The following is a 14,534-nucleotide window of genomic DNA, read 5'->3' as shown; positions in this document are numbered from 1 at the left end:
ATATTAGATACCCAAGTCGGCCAAGTTTTCAGCAATTTCAGCAACCGTAGGACTAACCTGCTGGTTATATTCATCCCAGGCAGCCTTGTTCCAAACCTCAATTCGAGTTGACACCCCGATTACTACAACCTCTTTATCCAATCGCGCATATTCGCGTAAATTTGTCGGTAGCAACACTCTTCCCTGTTTGTCACATTCCAGTTCAGCAGCTCCCGAAAAGAAGAATCGGACAAAGGCTCTCGCTTCAGGTTTGGCTAACGGAAGCTTTTTTAATTTTTCTTCTAGGATAGCCCACTCACTGCGGGTATATACAAACAAGCAATTATCCAATCCTTTGGTGGCAATAAATAGTTCTCCCAACTCATCCCGAAACTTCGCTGGGAAAATCAGCCGGCCTTTATTGTCAATGGTATGCAAATACTCTCCCATAAACACGGCTGTACCACCACCACCTAAAAGAATTCATCCACTTTACACCACTCTACACCACTTTTGTAGTCTATTCTTGGTAAATAAAAAAAATCCTGCCTAAAACTCAGCAGGATTTTAAAAAAACCAAAAATTGGACTTAAGTCCTATATTTCATTAACCTAATTTCTTATCAATCCAAAACGTTCCAATACAGGTGCCGCATTCAGTCTAACAAAAAAACTGCGAAAAGTATGTTGTCCTCTAAATATCGGTATACGTTCAAGTGCATAGGGGTTACTCTCGGTGCCGGCCTGACCATAGCGGATGGTAAAAGCCGCTTTATACCCGGCTTGTTTAACCATGTCTTCAATCTGGCGATTATACGCACCAGTAGGATAAGCAAAATATCGTGCTTTAACCCCTAGTTGCTGTTCCAGCTCTTTTCGTGAGTCAGTCAGTTCCATCATACCCTGCTCTCGTGAAACCTTGGTAAGAGCAGCGTGTGATACCGTATGAGAACCAAAAACAAAACCGTCTTTTTGCATGGCCCGTACTTGATCCCATGTCATGAAATTCCCCTCATGTCCTACCTTATTAGTCACTAAAAATATGGTAGCCGTAAAACCATACTTTTTCATGATTGGGTAAGCATTGGTGAAATTATCCGAATAACCATCATCAAACGTAATCAAAATAGGGTTTTCCGGCAATTCTCTGTCATGATTAAGATAAGCCATCAGCTGATCAGGTGTTATCGTCGTAAAACCATTTTCAGACAAATATTTCATTTGCTCTTCAAATTCTTCTGGCGGTATAGACAACGAATGATAAAAATCATCGACTTTATGATAATTTAAGATAGGCACATCGGCAAGTAAACTAATTTCAGCACGATTACTATTGCGTCCCGCCACTACAGCAGTGGTACTCACCACAGATGATGATACTATTAGTAGAAAAATAAGACCAACAATAAGAAAACATCCTTGACGCCGACTAATGCGAACCACCGTCTCGCCTCCCTAAAGGATTAAGCTGCAACCTATTCTGTAGCGTATAGTTGCGCCATATCATTAGAACTCCGGCCATTATTATGGCAATGACACTAACTAATTGTGCTACCCGCCACGCTCCGACCATCTCACTATCAAGACGCAAACCCTCAATGACAAAGCGGCCTACTGAGTACAAAATAATATACAGCAAAAACACACTGCCTGGTGCTGACTTGCGTGGATGTTTAGTGAGCAGCCAACTTACAATAATAAGTATACTAAATACAACTAAGTCCCACAAGCATTGATATAAAAAAACAGGATGAAAAAAATCAAACTGTTCATAGCCTAGTGGCCGATATATATAGTCAATATAGATACCCCAAGCAACATCAGTCGGATAGCCAAACGCCTCCTGATTAATAAAGTTTCCCCATTGACCAATCGCCTGCCCAAAAATCACCCCTGGTGCTATTATGTCAGCCCATCGCCAAAAAGAAATTTTTTCCTTTTGACAATACACTAAGATTGTCAAAAGGACCCCAATAATAGCACCATGGATAGCCAACCCGCCATGTTTTACTTGCAATATTTCATTGGGGTCAGCTGCATAAAACTGCCAATTTACAGCAACATAATATGCCCTGGCAGCCACTAAGCCTACCGGTAAACTATATAGTGTCAACCCCAACAATTTGTCTGGATCTTCATTACGTAGGCGGACATAATACCAGCTAATAGCCACTGCTATAATTATAGCAGTGGCTAAAATTATCCCAAACCAATTAAAATTAATTGTTCCAATTGAAAAAGCAATTTTCCCCATGTAAGCTCCTAACATAAATCTGATTTCGTATAAGAATCAGGAATCAGTTAATAATAATAAACATTATTGCCACTCTCTATTTTATAATAAAGTCATGACAAATATTAGTCAAGTATGCTATAATAATTTATATTGTCATTATGTTCCACTCTCAATTAAAGGAGGCTATAAAATGGCTATCACTAAAGAAATGAGTATTGTTGATGTTGTTCAGCAATATCCCCAAACTGTTGAAGTATTTCGCAATTATGGCATGGGTTGCTTAGGCTGTGCTGCTGCCCGCTTCGAAAATATTGAACAAGGCGCTTCTGCCCATGGTATTGACGTACCGGCATTAATTGCTGCCTTAAATGAAGCAGTAAAAGCATAATTGCAAAAAATAAAAGCAGGGCTAACCATAGCCCTGCTTTTATTTTTTGCCGCATTAACACGTAACCACAATAATACCAAACGCAGCTTCATAGTCAAGGGCCAGTTGAGTATTATCAATCTTAAGAACATAGGCAGGAAAGGTCTGCAGCACCTCAAGCTCCATTCCCGGTAACACACCAAAAACAATAAGTTTTCTAATGCTTGCGTCATTCTGCCCATGGATAGCTATAACTCTAGCCTTCTCACCTGTTTTAAGTTCAGTTACAGATTGTTCTGTCATAACACCCCTCACATTTGTATGGCTAACAACTTGAGCACATTATGGATAAGCGCCGCCGAACCAAAAGCAATCATTATTATTACCGTCACCATTGCCACCGACATTCCCAACCCTCGTTCTTTAACCATGACAGCCAATTGAGCCACACACGGCACAAATAAGGTTAATGCTACTGCTGCAGTGAGTAATTGTGCATCGGTTAGTTTCCCTGCCACTGTGAGGTCGTAGAGTCCTGCTGCCCCATAGTCGCGGCGGAAAAAGCCGAGCAAAAAGGCTTGTGCGGCCGCTGGTGGTAACCCGACAAAAACCATATAAGGCTCAATAGACTGTATCATCATACCTAAAATACCGCTATGATCGCCTGCCCACAATAGCACACTAGTAACAATAAAAACCGGTAATATCTCCATAAAGTACCAAGTCATGCGTGTATACGCTTTTTTCAGGACATTGCCAACAAGCGGCAACCGTAATGGCGGTATTTCCATATAAAAAGCACTTCGGCTTCCCGGAATAAGCTGAGCACTCAACCAGCCAACACTAACAAAGACTAGCAACATGTACGCGCTCCAAATAGTAACGATAGTTGTATTATGAGAAAGCAATGCAAGCACTACGCCTAGTTGAGCGGAACAAGGTATGGTCAGCGATAGCAAAAAAGTGGCCAATAACCTTTCACGCTTGCTTTCGAGCGTTCGGGTTACCATCACCGCCATGGTACCACACCCTAGCCCCAGCGTCAGCGGGATAACAGCCCGGCCGTTAAGTCCAAAATACCGAAAAACAGAATCAACCAGCATCGCTAACCGCGGAAGATACCCGGTATCTTCCAATAAAGCAAAAACCAAAAAAAATGTCCCGACAATGGGTAAAATAATCGCAGTTGCGTAACGAAAACCCATAGTAAAGACACCATATTCCCCAGCTAAAAGCGACCTTAGCCATTCCCATGGAATATAAGTATTTGCGCCCATTGCCACTACCGGATTGATAATCGGCACAAACACACTATTATTAATATAATCAACAAGATAGCCAGCGCCGAACTTTCCAACAAATTGGTATAATCCAAAGTAAAGTACCAGACATAAAATAGGAATCCCGGTCCAAGGTTCTCTGGTTATTTTACCTAGATATCCTGCCATGTTTCTTAGGGGTTGACGATCAAAGCTTGCATATCTGACAACTTTAGCCACTATTTTATCAATAATAGCCTGTTGCTCTATGGCTACAAGAGCAGCAAGGTTATTTTTATTTTTCAATGATAAGCCAGCCATAAGGGCAGCTATTTCTGTCCACGCCTTTTCAGTCTGCGCCATATTGAGTACCATAGGATCGCCCTGCAAGAGCAGCAAGGTGGTAATCCTTTGGCCTAGACCATATGAGCAGCTTAATCGCGCACTTATTTTAGTTATTGCTTGCTCAAGCTCATCGTTTAGTTTAAAGATATTTGGCTGTACTTGTTTATATTGATAAATCACCCTTTTTAAAGACTCTAGGCCAACCTTCTTGACAGCAGAAGTCGCAATAACCGGAATCCCCAGCATTTTTTCGAGTAGCTGAACATTAATGAGCAACCCCATATTCTGAGCTTCATCCATAATATTTAAGGTAAGAATAACTGGCAGCCCTGCATCAATAAGCTGAATAGTCATATTGAGCATACGCCTTACATTTTTTGCATCAACAACATGAACAACAATATCAGGCAGTTGTCTGGTAAGTAATAGTCGAGTGACTTTTTCTTCCTCAGTCAAAGGAATTAATGAATACATTCCGGGTGTATCAATAATCTCAAAACGCTGCCTACCATAGTTAAAACGGCCTGTTGAAATATCAACTGTAGTACCTGGATAATTAGACACGGCAACATAACTGCCTGTCAAATAATTAAAGATGGCGCTTTTACCAACATTGGGTGAACCAACCAGTACTACTTTCACTGCCTTATCTCGCACCAATACATCCTCCGTTTACTAGAAATACTAAATGATATTTCCTATGCTGCGGTATGCGGGGATATACGTGAAAGAACAAATAAATTCCCGGCCATGTGGCCGGGAACAATAGTTATATTAGTTTTTCCAGTTTAGAGGCGATATTAGCCTTGGGTATATAACCTGTCAGCTTCTCTAATTGCTCACCATCTTTGAAGACAATCATGGTAGGCAAACTCATTACACCGTATTTTTGGGTTAGTGAACGATTTTCATCAACATTAACTTTTACAACTTTGATTTGGTCACTCATTTCTTGCGCCAATTCATCCATAATCGGTGCAAGCTTATTACAATAGCCACACCAAGGAGCCCAAAAGTCTACAAGTACCGGCTTAGCAGTATCAAGCACTTCCTCCTGGAAATTGTTGTCATTAGCATTGACTACAGTTGCCATCGACAGTCCCCCTTTTACTAAACTGAAATATGTATCTACTTGTGGTTGCGAAGTTCAACCAAAACACAGTTTTGCTCAACCACATTAAGACCCAATTTTTGGGCTAACGCTACTACACTGGCAGCATTAGCTCCAGGCTGCAGCCATACATTTTCAATGCCAAGTTCAGAACAATTATTCATAATTTGCTCACCGACTTTCGGCGGCACTACAACATTCACAACCTCAGGTACGACTGGCAAATCCTTAAGGGCCGGATAGCATTTGTCACCAAGTATCTCAGTTATACCTGGATTTACCGGATATACACTATAGCCAGCTTCTTTGAGGGCTTTGAATATCTTATAGCCAAACTTCTCTGTATTGTCAGTAGCCCCTACAACAACCCAGTTCTTCATTTGGAGCATAGCTTCAACCTGCTTCATATAGGGAACCCCCTTACGTCAGTTTACGACGTTACCAGTTAAATCATTCCTCACTAATAGTAACTTTATTCATTATGTCGCCTTGAGCAATTTGATCAACAACGTCCAAGCCTTCAATGACCTTACCAAATACGGTATGTACACCATCTAAATGCGGCTGGGGTTCATATACAATAAAGAACTGACTGCCACCAGTATTAGGACCGCGATGCGCCATGGACAGCGAGCCCCGTTCATGCTTATTCGGATTGTCTTTGGTTTCACAAGGAATAGTGTAGCCAGGACCACCGGTACCATTACCATTCGGGCAACCACCTTGTGCCACAAATCCTTTAATTACTCTGTGAAATTGTAAGCCATCATAAAAACCTTCTGTAATTAGCTTTTCAAAATTAGCAACCGTCTTAGGTGCATCTTTTTCAAACAATTCAATAACAATCTGGCCTTTATCCATCTCAATAATCGCTTTTTTCAAAGTTTATCCCTCACTTAAATAGAATTATTTTTATTATAACATAATTAGATGTCCTTGGCAAAATTGGAAATCATCTTACAAGAAGCAAACCTAAAGAAAATACTCTTCCTACTTAGAAAGAGTATTTTATGAAACAGTATGTACGCCCATGGTACCGTGCTCTCGTATGTTCATACCCGCCGCTAAGCAGGTGGGCGCTTTCTAGTTATACTTTTGCCTTCCACTCAAAGGAGGCATGGCAGCGGCATCACATCAAACTCCCCAAGTAAATGAGTCGGTTGAACATATAAGAGTGTAACGAGCACCTCAGGCATTAATTTCTGTTAACATTATGTATCTTACCATGCCTGTATTATTATCTCAAGGCCGAAAAATAGTCAAAAAACTATGATTTTTAACTATTTTTTTAAATCAGCCTAAGCATGCCTTTTCGTCCTTGACCGCACGCAGTTACTAAGCGTTTGACTTTTATTATTCCTCTAAATGGCGAGCACAGTTTAGTAAAGTAATTGTCGGCCTGCCTTCATAATATTCAATAATATTAACGGCTGTGTTATCCTGCCTGATACTCCACACGTGATTTAAATGAATGTCAAGCATAGCGCACAAAATTGTACCAATTGTGCCGCCATGGGCCACTACTATTACCGTCTGATCAGGATGTGCGGCTACAATTTTTTCGATGGCCGCATAAGCTCGCTCTTTCAGCTGCTGAAAGCTTTCCCCTCCAGGTATTTGAAGTTCATCAGGAGTTGTCCACAACTTACCTAACAGCCCTGGCCACTGCTCAGAAATTTGCTCATAAGTGAGCCCTTCCCAATCGCCAAATTTTATTTCGCGTAAGGCAGGCACTACCTGTACCGTCAGACCATGTTTATCCGCAATGCATGCTGCCGTTTTGAAAGCCCGCGATAAATCGCTGGCATATACAGCATCAATTTTTTCTTCAGCTAAACGCGCAGCTACCGCTTCTGCTTGCTTAATCCCCTTGTCTGTCAAAGCAATATCGCTGTGTCCCTGATATTTCCGTTCTAAATTCCACAGTGTCTGACCGTGGCGTACTACTATTAATCGAGTCATAGCTTCACCTCAAGACCTGCTCTAACCTTTGGAGCAAAATTTTGTTCTGTTCATTGAGTTTCACAGCTACCCGTATATAGCTAGAAGATAATCCCGGATAATTACTACAATCACGGATTAAAATACTTTGTGCAGCCAGTCTCTGCCGCAATTGCAGTGCAGCCCAACCACTTGGGCTTATATCTATTAAAATATAGTTAACAGACGGCACAAATGGCTTTAATCCTCTCAGAGCTTTTAGACTGGCATAGAGACTATCTTTTTCACACTTCACGGCCTCCCGGCTCTTACTTTGATACTCGGTATCTGTTAACGCTGCCACACCTGCTACCTGCGCCAATAAGTTAACATTCCATGGATCCTTGGCGGCATGTAACTTAACAGTCAAACTAGGATGAGCCAGAGCAAAGCCCAGCCGGAGGCCGGGGATAGCATAGAACTTGGTAAGCGAATGGATAATTACCAGATTATCATATAGTTTAAGCAAGGATCGACAAGTATAGTCCTGGTCGCCGATAATAAAGTCCATGAACGATTCGTCAACAACGACTATTACTCCAGTCCGCTTGGCTGCTTGTATTAGACGTTCTATTTGATTGACAGTCAATAGCGTACCTGTAGGGTTATTGGGGTTGCCAATAAACACCATGTCTACGCCGTTCAGACGGCTGCCTAACAAATCTACATCAATGGCAAAATCATCTGCCGGCGATAAATATGCATACTCAATTGCCGCACCAGCCGCCGTAGCAGCCCTCTCATATTCACAAAAAGTAGGCGCTGGAATAAGTACCCGCTTAGGACGCAGCGTATGTGCCAATACATATAATAATTCGACAGCCCCATTACCTGGCGTAACCCGCGTAACATCAACATGATAATAATTGCTTATCGCCGCTTTCAACAGGGCAGCCTCTACATCAGGATAATGAATCACCTGGCCTATTGACTGCGCTATGGCTTTGCGTACACTCTCAGCCAAACCAAGCGGATTAATATTCGCACTATAGTCTAGTATATCTGCTAACTCACCAGCGTTCTCTCTGGCCCAAGCATGCACATTACCGCCGTGAACAAAGCTACCTATCTGCTTGTCAGCATTCACTACCATCATCTCCTGTTGTGATAAGCCCGCCAGCAATTAACTGGACAGTCTTGAGATAGACTACTTCCGAACAGACACGGCCTATTTCCTTGATACAACTTTCATGACCATTCATGGCAGTTGCACTAAACATAACGCCCAGAACTGTGCCGCTATGGGCGGCGCAGATGCCAACAGCACCAAAATCGCGACTGATCGTTATAACCTGTTCCAGACAAGGCTTATACAGTATTGCTTGATTAGCTACAGCACTCATTGTCGCTCCCTGGCCAATAAGCTGAGCATCGCCAGTTTCTAAGCCTTTGGCCACTAATGCAGCGGCAGCCATAACCTGCGGCTCTTTCGCTTGATTTAAAGCAGCTAGATCCTCACGGTCATTAAAAACTAGGGTATCTACTTGACCGCCAACATCGAAAACAGCAATATATATTGGCGGAGGATTGCCTAAAGAGCGACGAATTTTGCCCTCTACATGATCAAACATTATAATCCCAGGATAAAAAATCCCATCAGTTGGTTCAATGCTTAAAGCAATATCGGCAATCTCATCACAAGACAGGTACCGTCCTACCACTGCCAGTGCAGCAGCCTGACAAGCAGCGCTAATATCGGCACTGCTTGATGCCATGCCTTTGCCTACCGGCAAATCAGACTCCACAGTTAAACCAAGCTTTCCTGAAATATTCAGATATTCAAATGTCTTGGACACAGCTGTGGCAGTCTTAGGCTCAGTATGTACCATACTATCACCGGAAACTACGGTAACTTCAGAATACCAATCCACCGGACAGGTAATTAAGAAGTTGACGCCATTTATTGTGCCCTGCACTAATTCGCCACATGAACCGGGTGCTTTAACTTTAATCGTCATTGAAAAGTCTGCCTTTCAGTGATTGAATCTTATTGGTCTTTAGATTACAAATAGGAGCAACGCTGCTACTTCAGTCAATTCAGTAACAGCACCATAGGTATCACCAGTTAAACCACCCAAAATATTCGCAAAATAACGAGCTGTCAATATTCCGGCCACAACGGCTCCGCCAGCACAAATTGCAGCCTGAATTCCTAATGGAACAACCACCGCTACAGCAACAACCGCAGTAATACATAAGGTAGTGCGATTAGCATATTGCGCGAAGGCTTTCCCCATACCTTCAGGGCGTGCATAGGGAAACGAAGTAATACTGATTACCATCACCATGCGCCCTGCCACTGGCATAGTAATAAGCGCCGTAAATAACATGGTCGGGGTCATGTCTATAATAAGTGAATACTTCAAGAGCAATAATAGACCAAAAGCTACCACGCCGTTAGACCCAACCCGACTATCTTTCATAATCTCCAGCATGCGTTCCCGGGAACGGCCGGAAAATACGCCATCAGCCGTATCCATAAAACCATCACAATGCAAACCGCCGGTAAGCACAATTTCAACTATTATAATGACAGCTGCCAATACATGGGAAGGTAAAAACTGGCTAAGAATATAATTCATTCCCGCCAAAATCAAACCGATAATGGCACCAATCAAGGTAAAATATTTTACACTACGTCCAAAACTATCTGGTGACCAATCTGTCTGATCTACCAACCGAATGCGGGTAAGAAACTGTAATCCGGTAAAAAAGTCTTTCAACTTCTCATTCCTCCACCTGAATGGCTGCTTACCACTTAAGCAATCAACCGTTTACAAACTACTGTCGCTATCATAAATATAGCGGTCACTGCATACATAATTTGAATGGTTTGTTCTATATGTATTGGCTCAAGTTCACGTTTTGCCTCACCCATATAAGCGCGTACCGAAGCCACTCCCCCATAATAATTGAGCCCGCCCAGCCTAATCCCTAACGCGCCAGCCACACCCGCTTCAGAAAAGCCACTGTTAGGGCTGGGGTGCTTACTGGCATCACGCCTAATGGACTGAAAGGCACCACGCACATCCTGTTTAAGCAAAGCTGCCGCCACGATAATCAATAAACCAGTGATTCTAGCGGGAATATAGTTAAACACATCATCAACCCTGGCGGCAACCATACCGAAATCTTGGTATTTTTCATTCTTATAGCCAACCATTGAGTCCATTGTGTTAACCGCGCGATACAAAAAGGCCAATGGTACACCACCAATTGCAGCGTAAAAAAGCGGTGAAATAATTCCATCGACAATATTCTCAGCCACTGTCTCAACAGTAGCCCGGGTTACTTCAGCAGTATTCAGATTAGCGGTATCTCGTCCAACAATCCAGCCCACTTTATAGCGAGCTTGCTCCATATTACCGCTACTCAGAAAACCGGCTATCTCCCGTCCGGCTTCCGCCAAGCTTCTTGTTGATATCGTAAAAGATAGCAGCACTGCGCCACCAATATAACCAACCCAGACATGAAGCGAATTTAAAGCCGCCATAGCCAGCCATACTACACCATATACTACTGCCAACACACTAATGACAAGGACTACACCAACCAACTTTTTATAAACCGATGAATGAGTGACCTGCAAAAGCCGTCGTTCCAACCAGGCAATAAAATTGCCGATAATAACTACCGGATGAAGTGATGTCCGTGGATCGCCAACCAAGCAGTCAACGACAACTGCGCCTACTATTAAATACTCTGTCATAGTTATCTACCAGTATTTTCGTTCATAATCTGATAGACTAACTCCATATCCAGACTCTGTCTGACAACGTCAGCCAATCGATTATAGGCAGCATCTTTACGAGCCTGCGTATCCTGGATTACGCCTAACGGTGCTAACCCTTTGCGTACTCTCAGCGCATCCAGCACTGTCCGACGATAGGCGTCATTGTCAAAAATCCCATGGATATAGGTACCCATAACCAAACCGTCTGCAGAGACAGCACCATCATTTAACTGTACCTCTTTACCAGACCGGGTGGCAATAGTGAAAGCAGTATCTACTGGTGATAAGAACTGGGTACGACCCATATGAATTTCATAACCGACCAAGTTGTCACCGCTATAATTAATCCCTAAAAATTTATGGCTACACGCTGCCGCTTTAACCTGATGAGTTACTTTATTGGCTTCGAAGATAGTAATACTGTCAATAAGACCTAAACCCATAACTTTGTCAAGGTCTGACTCTGTATGTTCAGGGTCTTGTACCTCCCGCCCTAACATCTGATAACCACCGCAGATGCCCACAATTGGCGTACCACTTTTGGCCAGCCTGATAAGCTCCTGTTCATAGCCATTGTGGCGAAGGTATAATAAATCTTCAGTAGTATTTTTGCTGCCTGGGAGGATAATCAGATCAGGTTTGCCAATCGGTTCCCCCTGGCGCACATATCTTACCTGTACATCACTTTCATTAGCTAATGCATCAAAATCAGTAAAGTTAGATATTTTCGGCAACCGCAACACGGCTATATCAAGCGCTCCGATTTTCTCTGTTTGTTCTTTATCCTCCAATGAAACAGAGTCCTCATCATCAATCCCCAGCCTGTCAAGATGAGGTACAACACCAATGACTGGCTTACCTGTCTTAACTTCAAGAAAATCCAATGCTGGTTTCAGTAACGTAATATCGCCTCTGAACTTGTTAATAATGATGCCTTTTACTAAAGCGCGCTCATCTGGGTCTAGTAATTCCAGCGTCCCGACAATGGAAGCTAAGGCTCCGCCTCTATCTATATCAGCAATAAGCAGAACTGGTGCGCCAGCCAGTTTAGCAACACGCATATTAACAATATCATTGTCTTTAAGGTTAACCTCGGCCGGGCTGCCAGCGCCTTCAATGACAATGGTATCAAATTCTTTGTGCAGCTTTTGGATACACTCGGTTACTACTCCTAGAGCCTTCAGACTATAGCCGGCATGATATTCCTTCGCTGACATGTTGCTCACAGGCTTACCCATAACAATCACCTGCGAACAGGAATTACCTGTAGGTTTTAATAATACCGGGTTCATTTCGACCGTCGGATCCAATCCGGCTGCTTCGGCCTGAGCCACTTGTGCCCGGCCCATTTCACCACCGGTTTTGGTAACATAGGAGTTAAGTGCCATATTTTGTGCTTTAAATGGCGTTACCTTCTGACCATCTTGTTTAAAAATCCGGCACAACGCCGTAGTTAAAATACTCTTGCCAACATGGGAGCTTGTTCCCTGCAACATAATTGCTTTAGCCATTAAGCTCACCCTCCTCCAGACTAACGGCTATTTTTTTTAGTTCAACAGCCAAACCACTTACTACCAAATATACTTCATCCGCATTAGCCGCTACCTTTTGATTGACAAGCCCTGCCACATCACGGTATTCTCGCGCCAATGCATTATCTGGAACAATCCCTAAGCCAACTTCGTTAGTAACAAAAATCACATCACAATTTCCCTGTTTAGCTCTAGCCAGTAGTTTTTCAATGCCATTAAGCACAGACTGACGGCGTTCTTCCCTGTCAGTTGGAGCATCAGGCGCCAAAAGCAGATTACTGGTATACAGTGTCAGACAATCAAACAATACCGTTTTGGCACTCTGAACTGCTTTTGCCATGGCCTCATCGGCATTATATGGTGCTTCAAAAGTCGGCCAGTTGGCAGGGCGGCGGCTTTGATGAATACTTACCCGTTCTTTCATTTCATCATCATAGATTTGAGCAGTAGCAATATAGGCTACCGGCCGTCCACCACGAGCGGCATACCGTTCGGCAAACGTGCTCTTGCCACTGCGAGCACCGCCTGTCACCAGCACAATTTTACCTGCCATCGTAACTACATCTCCTGTCCTTGTCCTTCTAGGTACTGCCTGTACTTAGCGCAGCAATCAACAAACCGCTCAGCAGCTTGCCGATTTCCAGCAAAATGCATATGCAAATAGGATGCTACAACATTTTCTGACGCATAACCGCCTTGGTAAATAGCACCTGTCCGCATTTTTTTAAATGCAAAGGCCCACGGAAATTCTTCGCTGCTCATATCAGGAAACATCCGGGAAAAATGAAATTCATGTCCCCGCAAGCTTACCCCTGCCGTACATAGTATATTGTCAGTTAAAGCCTCAGCTTCCACATAGCCTACAGTTTCAAGTTTAGATTGCATCTGACATACTGCTGGAATAACGCCAGCCATATCATATGTCTGATTATCAAAATCTGTTATTTGCCGCATCAGATACATCAACCCGCCACACTCGGCGTATATCGGCATACCGTGCTTAGCTGCCTGCAATATATCCTGTCGCATAACGGTATTGGCTGATAATTCCTTGACGAACATTTCAGGAAAACCACCGCCTAATATGATCCCGTCTACCGTAGGCAATTTTTTATCGTTAAGCGGGCTGAAAGGAATAATTTCCGCACCAAATTCAGCTAAAACTTCCAGGCTTGATGGATAGTAGAAAGTAAAAACATCATCTTGGGCTACGCCAATACGGACTGGTGTCTGATTAAGCTTGACCTTTGCTGGTACACTACGTCTCGGAAGCGGTCCGGCGGTTTTAGCCACAGCCACCAGCTCATCTAAGGCCACCTGCTCTGCCACTTGCTGTCCTATTTTATCTACTACAGCTACCGCATCATGCTCTGTAACTGGTGTCAAACCAAGGTGACGTTCTGGCATACTAAGCTCATTGTTGCGAAAAACTGTGCCGATAACCGGAATCCCCAATCTATCCATTGCCTCACATACCATCAGTTTATGACTTTCTGAGCCAAGCCTGTTAATAATGACACCAGCCAAATCCACTTCTGAATCATACAGTTTAAAGCCTAGCGCAATGGCCGCCGCACTCTCCCCCATTGATTTAGCATCAATCACCAGCACTACCGGCGCTTTTAGCAATTTCGCTACAGTTGCCGTGCTGCTAACACCAGCACGCCCGCCGTCATACAGCCCCATAACACCCTCAATAATGGCAATATCATTTCCAGCTGCCGTACTGGTAAATATGTCTGCCAGCAATTCTGGCGGCACCAGCCAAGAATCAAGATTATGCGCACTTTTACCACTGGCTAAGCGATGAAAACCAGGATCAATATAATCAGGGCCCACTTTATAAGATTGGACTTTGAAGCCACGCTTGGATAACGCCGCGAGCATACCGGTTACGATGGTTGTTTTACCAACACCACTATTAACGCCTGCAATGACAACTCTGGGAATATTCAATTGGGCCATGCGCACCCCTCCTAAATAGTGCTTATCG

General features: G+C 43.3%; 17 protein-coding genes and 1 other RNA gene. 1 reads left to right on the top strand and 17 read right to left on the bottom strand.

Annotated features, from left to right (window positions below):
* Positions 1 to 3 precede the first annotated feature (3 nt).
* From mraZ to lgt, 3 genes are all read right to left on the bottom strand, one after another.
* The gene (gene mraZ / locus ACZ449_RS05240; RefSeq protein WP_464260005.1) at positions 4 to 435 is read right to left on the bottom strand and encodes a division/cell wall cluster transcriptional repressor MraZ; all 432 of its coding nucleotides are present in this window, start codon (positions 433 to 435) and stop codon (positions 4 to 6) included.
* A 155-nt stretch (positions 436 to 590) separates the two neighbouring features.
* Positions 591 to 1,421, bottom strand: coding sequence for a polysaccharide deacetylase family protein (locus ACZ449_RS05235; protein ID WP_464260004.1), 831 nt, complete (start codon positions 1,419 to 1,421; stop codon positions 591 to 593).
* Positions 1,408 to 2,232, bottom strand: coding sequence for a prolipoprotein diacylglyceryl transferase (gene lgt, locus ACZ449_RS05230; RefSeq protein ID WP_464260003.1), 825 nt, complete (start codon positions 2,230 to 2,232; stop codon positions 1,408 to 1,410). The genes ACZ449_RS05235 and lgt overlap by 14 nt, the downstream gene beginning before the upstream one ends.
* A gap of 172 nt (positions 2,233 to 2,404) precedes the next feature.
* Between lgt and ACZ449_RS05225 the strand changes: the two genes are divergently transcribed.
* Positions 2,405 to 2,602 carry a DUF1858 domain-containing protein gene (locus ACZ449_RS05225; RefSeq protein WP_464260002.1) on the top strand — a complete coding sequence of 66 codons (198 nt, stop codon included), beginning with the start codon at positions 2,405 to 2,407 and terminating at the stop codon, positions 2,600 to 2,602.
* A 54-nt stretch (positions 2,603 to 2,656) separates the two neighbouring features.
* Here ACZ449_RS05225 and ACZ449_RS05220 read toward each other — a convergent pair whose 3' ends face one another.
* From ACZ449_RS05220 to ACZ449_RS05155, 14 genes are all read right to left on the bottom strand, one after another.
* Positions 2,657 to 2,884, bottom strand: a complete 228-nt coding sequence (locus ACZ449_RS05220; RefSeq protein ID WP_464260001.1) for a FeoA family protein — start codon at positions 2,882 to 2,884, stop codon at positions 2,657 to 2,659.
* An 8-nt stretch (positions 2,885 to 2,892) separates the two neighbouring features.
* A complete protein-coding gene (gene feoB, locus ACZ449_RS05215) occupies positions 2,893 to 4,842 on the bottom strand; it encodes a ferrous iron transport protein B (RefSeq protein ID WP_464260000.1) in 1,950 nt (649 codons plus the stop codon).
* Positions 4,843 to 4,954: 112 nt separating this feature from the next.
* Positions 4,955 to 5,278, bottom strand: a complete 324-nt coding sequence (gene trxA / locus ACZ449_RS05210) for a thioredoxin (protein WP_464259999.1) — start codon at positions 5,276 to 5,278, stop codon at positions 4,955 to 4,957.
* A 35-nt stretch (positions 5,279 to 5,313) separates the two neighbouring features.
* The gene (locus ACZ449_RS05205; RefSeq protein ID WP_464259998.1) at positions 5,314 to 5,703 is read right to left on the bottom strand and encodes a CoA-binding protein; all 390 of its coding nucleotides are present in this window, start codon (positions 5,701 to 5,703) and stop codon (positions 5,314 to 5,316) included.
* Positions 5,704 to 5,746: 43 nt separating this feature from the next.
* Positions 5,747 to 6,178: a peptidylprolyl isomerase gene (locus ACZ449_RS05200; protein WP_464259997.1), complete on the bottom strand. Its 432-nt coding sequence runs from the start codon at positions 6,176 to 6,178 to the stop codon at positions 5,747 to 5,749.
* Positions 6,179 to 6,317: 139 nt separating this feature from the next.
* Positions 6,318 to 6,494, bottom strand: a non-coding RNA gene (gene ssrS / locus ACZ449_RS05195) — 6S RNA.
* Positions 6,495 to 6,649: 155 nt separating this feature from the next.
* Positions 6,650 to 7,258, bottom strand: coding sequence for an alpha-ribazole phosphatase (gene cobC, locus ACZ449_RS05190; protein WP_464259996.1), 609 nt, complete (start codon positions 7,256 to 7,258; stop codon positions 6,650 to 6,652).
* A gap of 4 nt (positions 7,259 to 7,262) precedes the next feature.
* Complete coding sequence (gene cobD, locus ACZ449_RS05185) at positions 7,263 to 8,363, bottom strand: threonine-phosphate decarboxylase CobD (protein ID WP_464259995.1); 1,101 nt, start codon at positions 8,361 to 8,363, stop codon at positions 7,263 to 7,265.
* A complete protein-coding gene (locus tag ACZ449_RS05180; RefSeq protein ID WP_464259994.1) occupies positions 8,353 to 9,234 on the bottom strand; it encodes a GHMP family kinase ATP-binding protein in 882 nt (293 codons plus the stop codon). The genes cobD and ACZ449_RS05180 overlap by 11 nt, the downstream gene beginning before the upstream one ends.
* Before the next feature lie 39 nt (positions 9,235 to 9,273).
* Complete coding sequence (gene cobS, locus ACZ449_RS05175) at positions 9,274 to 9,999, bottom strand: adenosylcobinamide-GDP ribazoletransferase (RefSeq protein ID WP_464259993.1); 726 nt, start codon at positions 9,997 to 9,999, stop codon at positions 9,274 to 9,276.
* Between the two features lie 35 nt (positions 10,000 to 10,034).
* Complete coding sequence (gene cbiB, locus ACZ449_RS05170) at positions 10,035 to 10,985, bottom strand: adenosylcobinamide-phosphate synthase CbiB (protein WP_464259992.1); 951 nt, start codon at positions 10,983 to 10,985, stop codon at positions 10,035 to 10,037.
* Positions 10,986 to 10,987: 2 nt separating this feature from the next.
* Positions 10,988 to 12,520 (bottom strand): cobyric acid synthase, encoded by a 1,533-nt coding sequence (locus tag ACZ449_RS05165; protein WP_464259991.1) that lies wholly within the window; start codon positions 12,518 to 12,520, stop codon positions 10,988 to 10,990.
* Positions 12,513 to 13,094 (bottom strand): bifunctional adenosylcobinamide kinase/adenosylcobinamide-phosphate guanylyltransferase, encoded by a 582-nt coding sequence (gene cobU / locus ACZ449_RS05160; protein ID WP_464259990.1) that lies wholly within the window; start codon positions 13,092 to 13,094, stop codon positions 12,513 to 12,515. The genes ACZ449_RS05165 and cobU overlap by 8 nt, the downstream gene beginning before the upstream one ends.
* Before the next feature lie 5 nt (positions 13,095 to 13,099).
* The gene (locus tag ACZ449_RS05155; protein ID WP_464259989.1) at positions 13,100 to 14,506 is read right to left on the bottom strand and encodes a cobyrinate a,c-diamide synthase; all 1,407 of its coding nucleotides are present in this window, start codon (positions 14,504 to 14,506) and stop codon (positions 13,100 to 13,102) included.
* Between the last annotated feature and the right edge of the window lie 28 nt (positions 14,507 to 14,534).

The organism is Desulfosporomusa polytropa, from assembly GCF_055380075.1.
This window is presented reverse-complemented; position numbering and strand designations above follow the sequence as displayed.

What these genes read in the sequence shown, in the direction of transcription:
- lgt (WP_464260003.1), bottom strand. Translation starts at nt 2,232, where the DNA reads ATGGGGAAAATTGCTTTTTCAATTGGAACAATTAATTTTAATTGGTTT.
- ACZ449_RS05225 (WP_464260002.1), top strand. Translation starts at nt 2,405, where the DNA reads ATGGCTATCACTAAAGAAATGAGTATTGTTGATGTTGTTCAGCAATAT.
- ACZ449_RS05220 (WP_464260001.1), bottom strand. Translation starts at nt 2,884, where the DNA reads ATGACAGAACAATCTGTAACTGAACTTAAAACAGGTGAGAAGGCTAGA.
- trxA (WP_464259999.1), bottom strand. Translation starts at nt 5,278, where the DNA reads ATGGCAACTGTAGTCAATGCTAATGACAACAATTTCCAGGAGGAAGTG.
- ACZ449_RS05205 (WP_464259998.1), bottom strand. Translation starts at nt 5,703, where the DNA reads ATGAAGCAGGTTGAAGCTATGCTCCAAATGAAGAACTGGGTTGTTGTA.
- cobC (WP_464259996.1), bottom strand. Translation starts at nt 7,258, where the DNA reads ATGACTCGATTAATAGTAGTACGCCACGGTCAGACACTGTGGAATTTA.
- ACZ449_RS05180 (WP_464259994.1), bottom strand. Translation starts at nt 9,234, where the DNA reads ATGACGATTAAAGTTAAAGCACCCGGTTCATGTGGCGAATTAGTGCAG.
- cbiB (WP_464259992.1), bottom strand. Translation starts at nt 10,985, where the DNA reads ATGACAGAGTATTTAATAGTAGGCGCAGTTGTCGTTGACTGCTTGGTT.
- ACZ449_RS05165 (WP_464259991.1), bottom strand. Translation starts at nt 12,520, where the DNA reads ATGGCTAAAGCAATTATGTTGCAGGGAACAAGCTCCCATGTTGGCAAG.
- cobU (WP_464259990.1), bottom strand. Translation starts at nt 13,094, where the DNA reads ATGGCAGGTAAAATTGTGCTGGTGACAGGCGGTGCTCGCAGTGGCAAG.
- ACZ449_RS05155 (WP_464259989.1), bottom strand. Translation starts at nt 14,506, where the DNA reads ATGGCCCAATTGAATATTCCCAGAGTTGTCATTGCAGGCGTTAATAGT.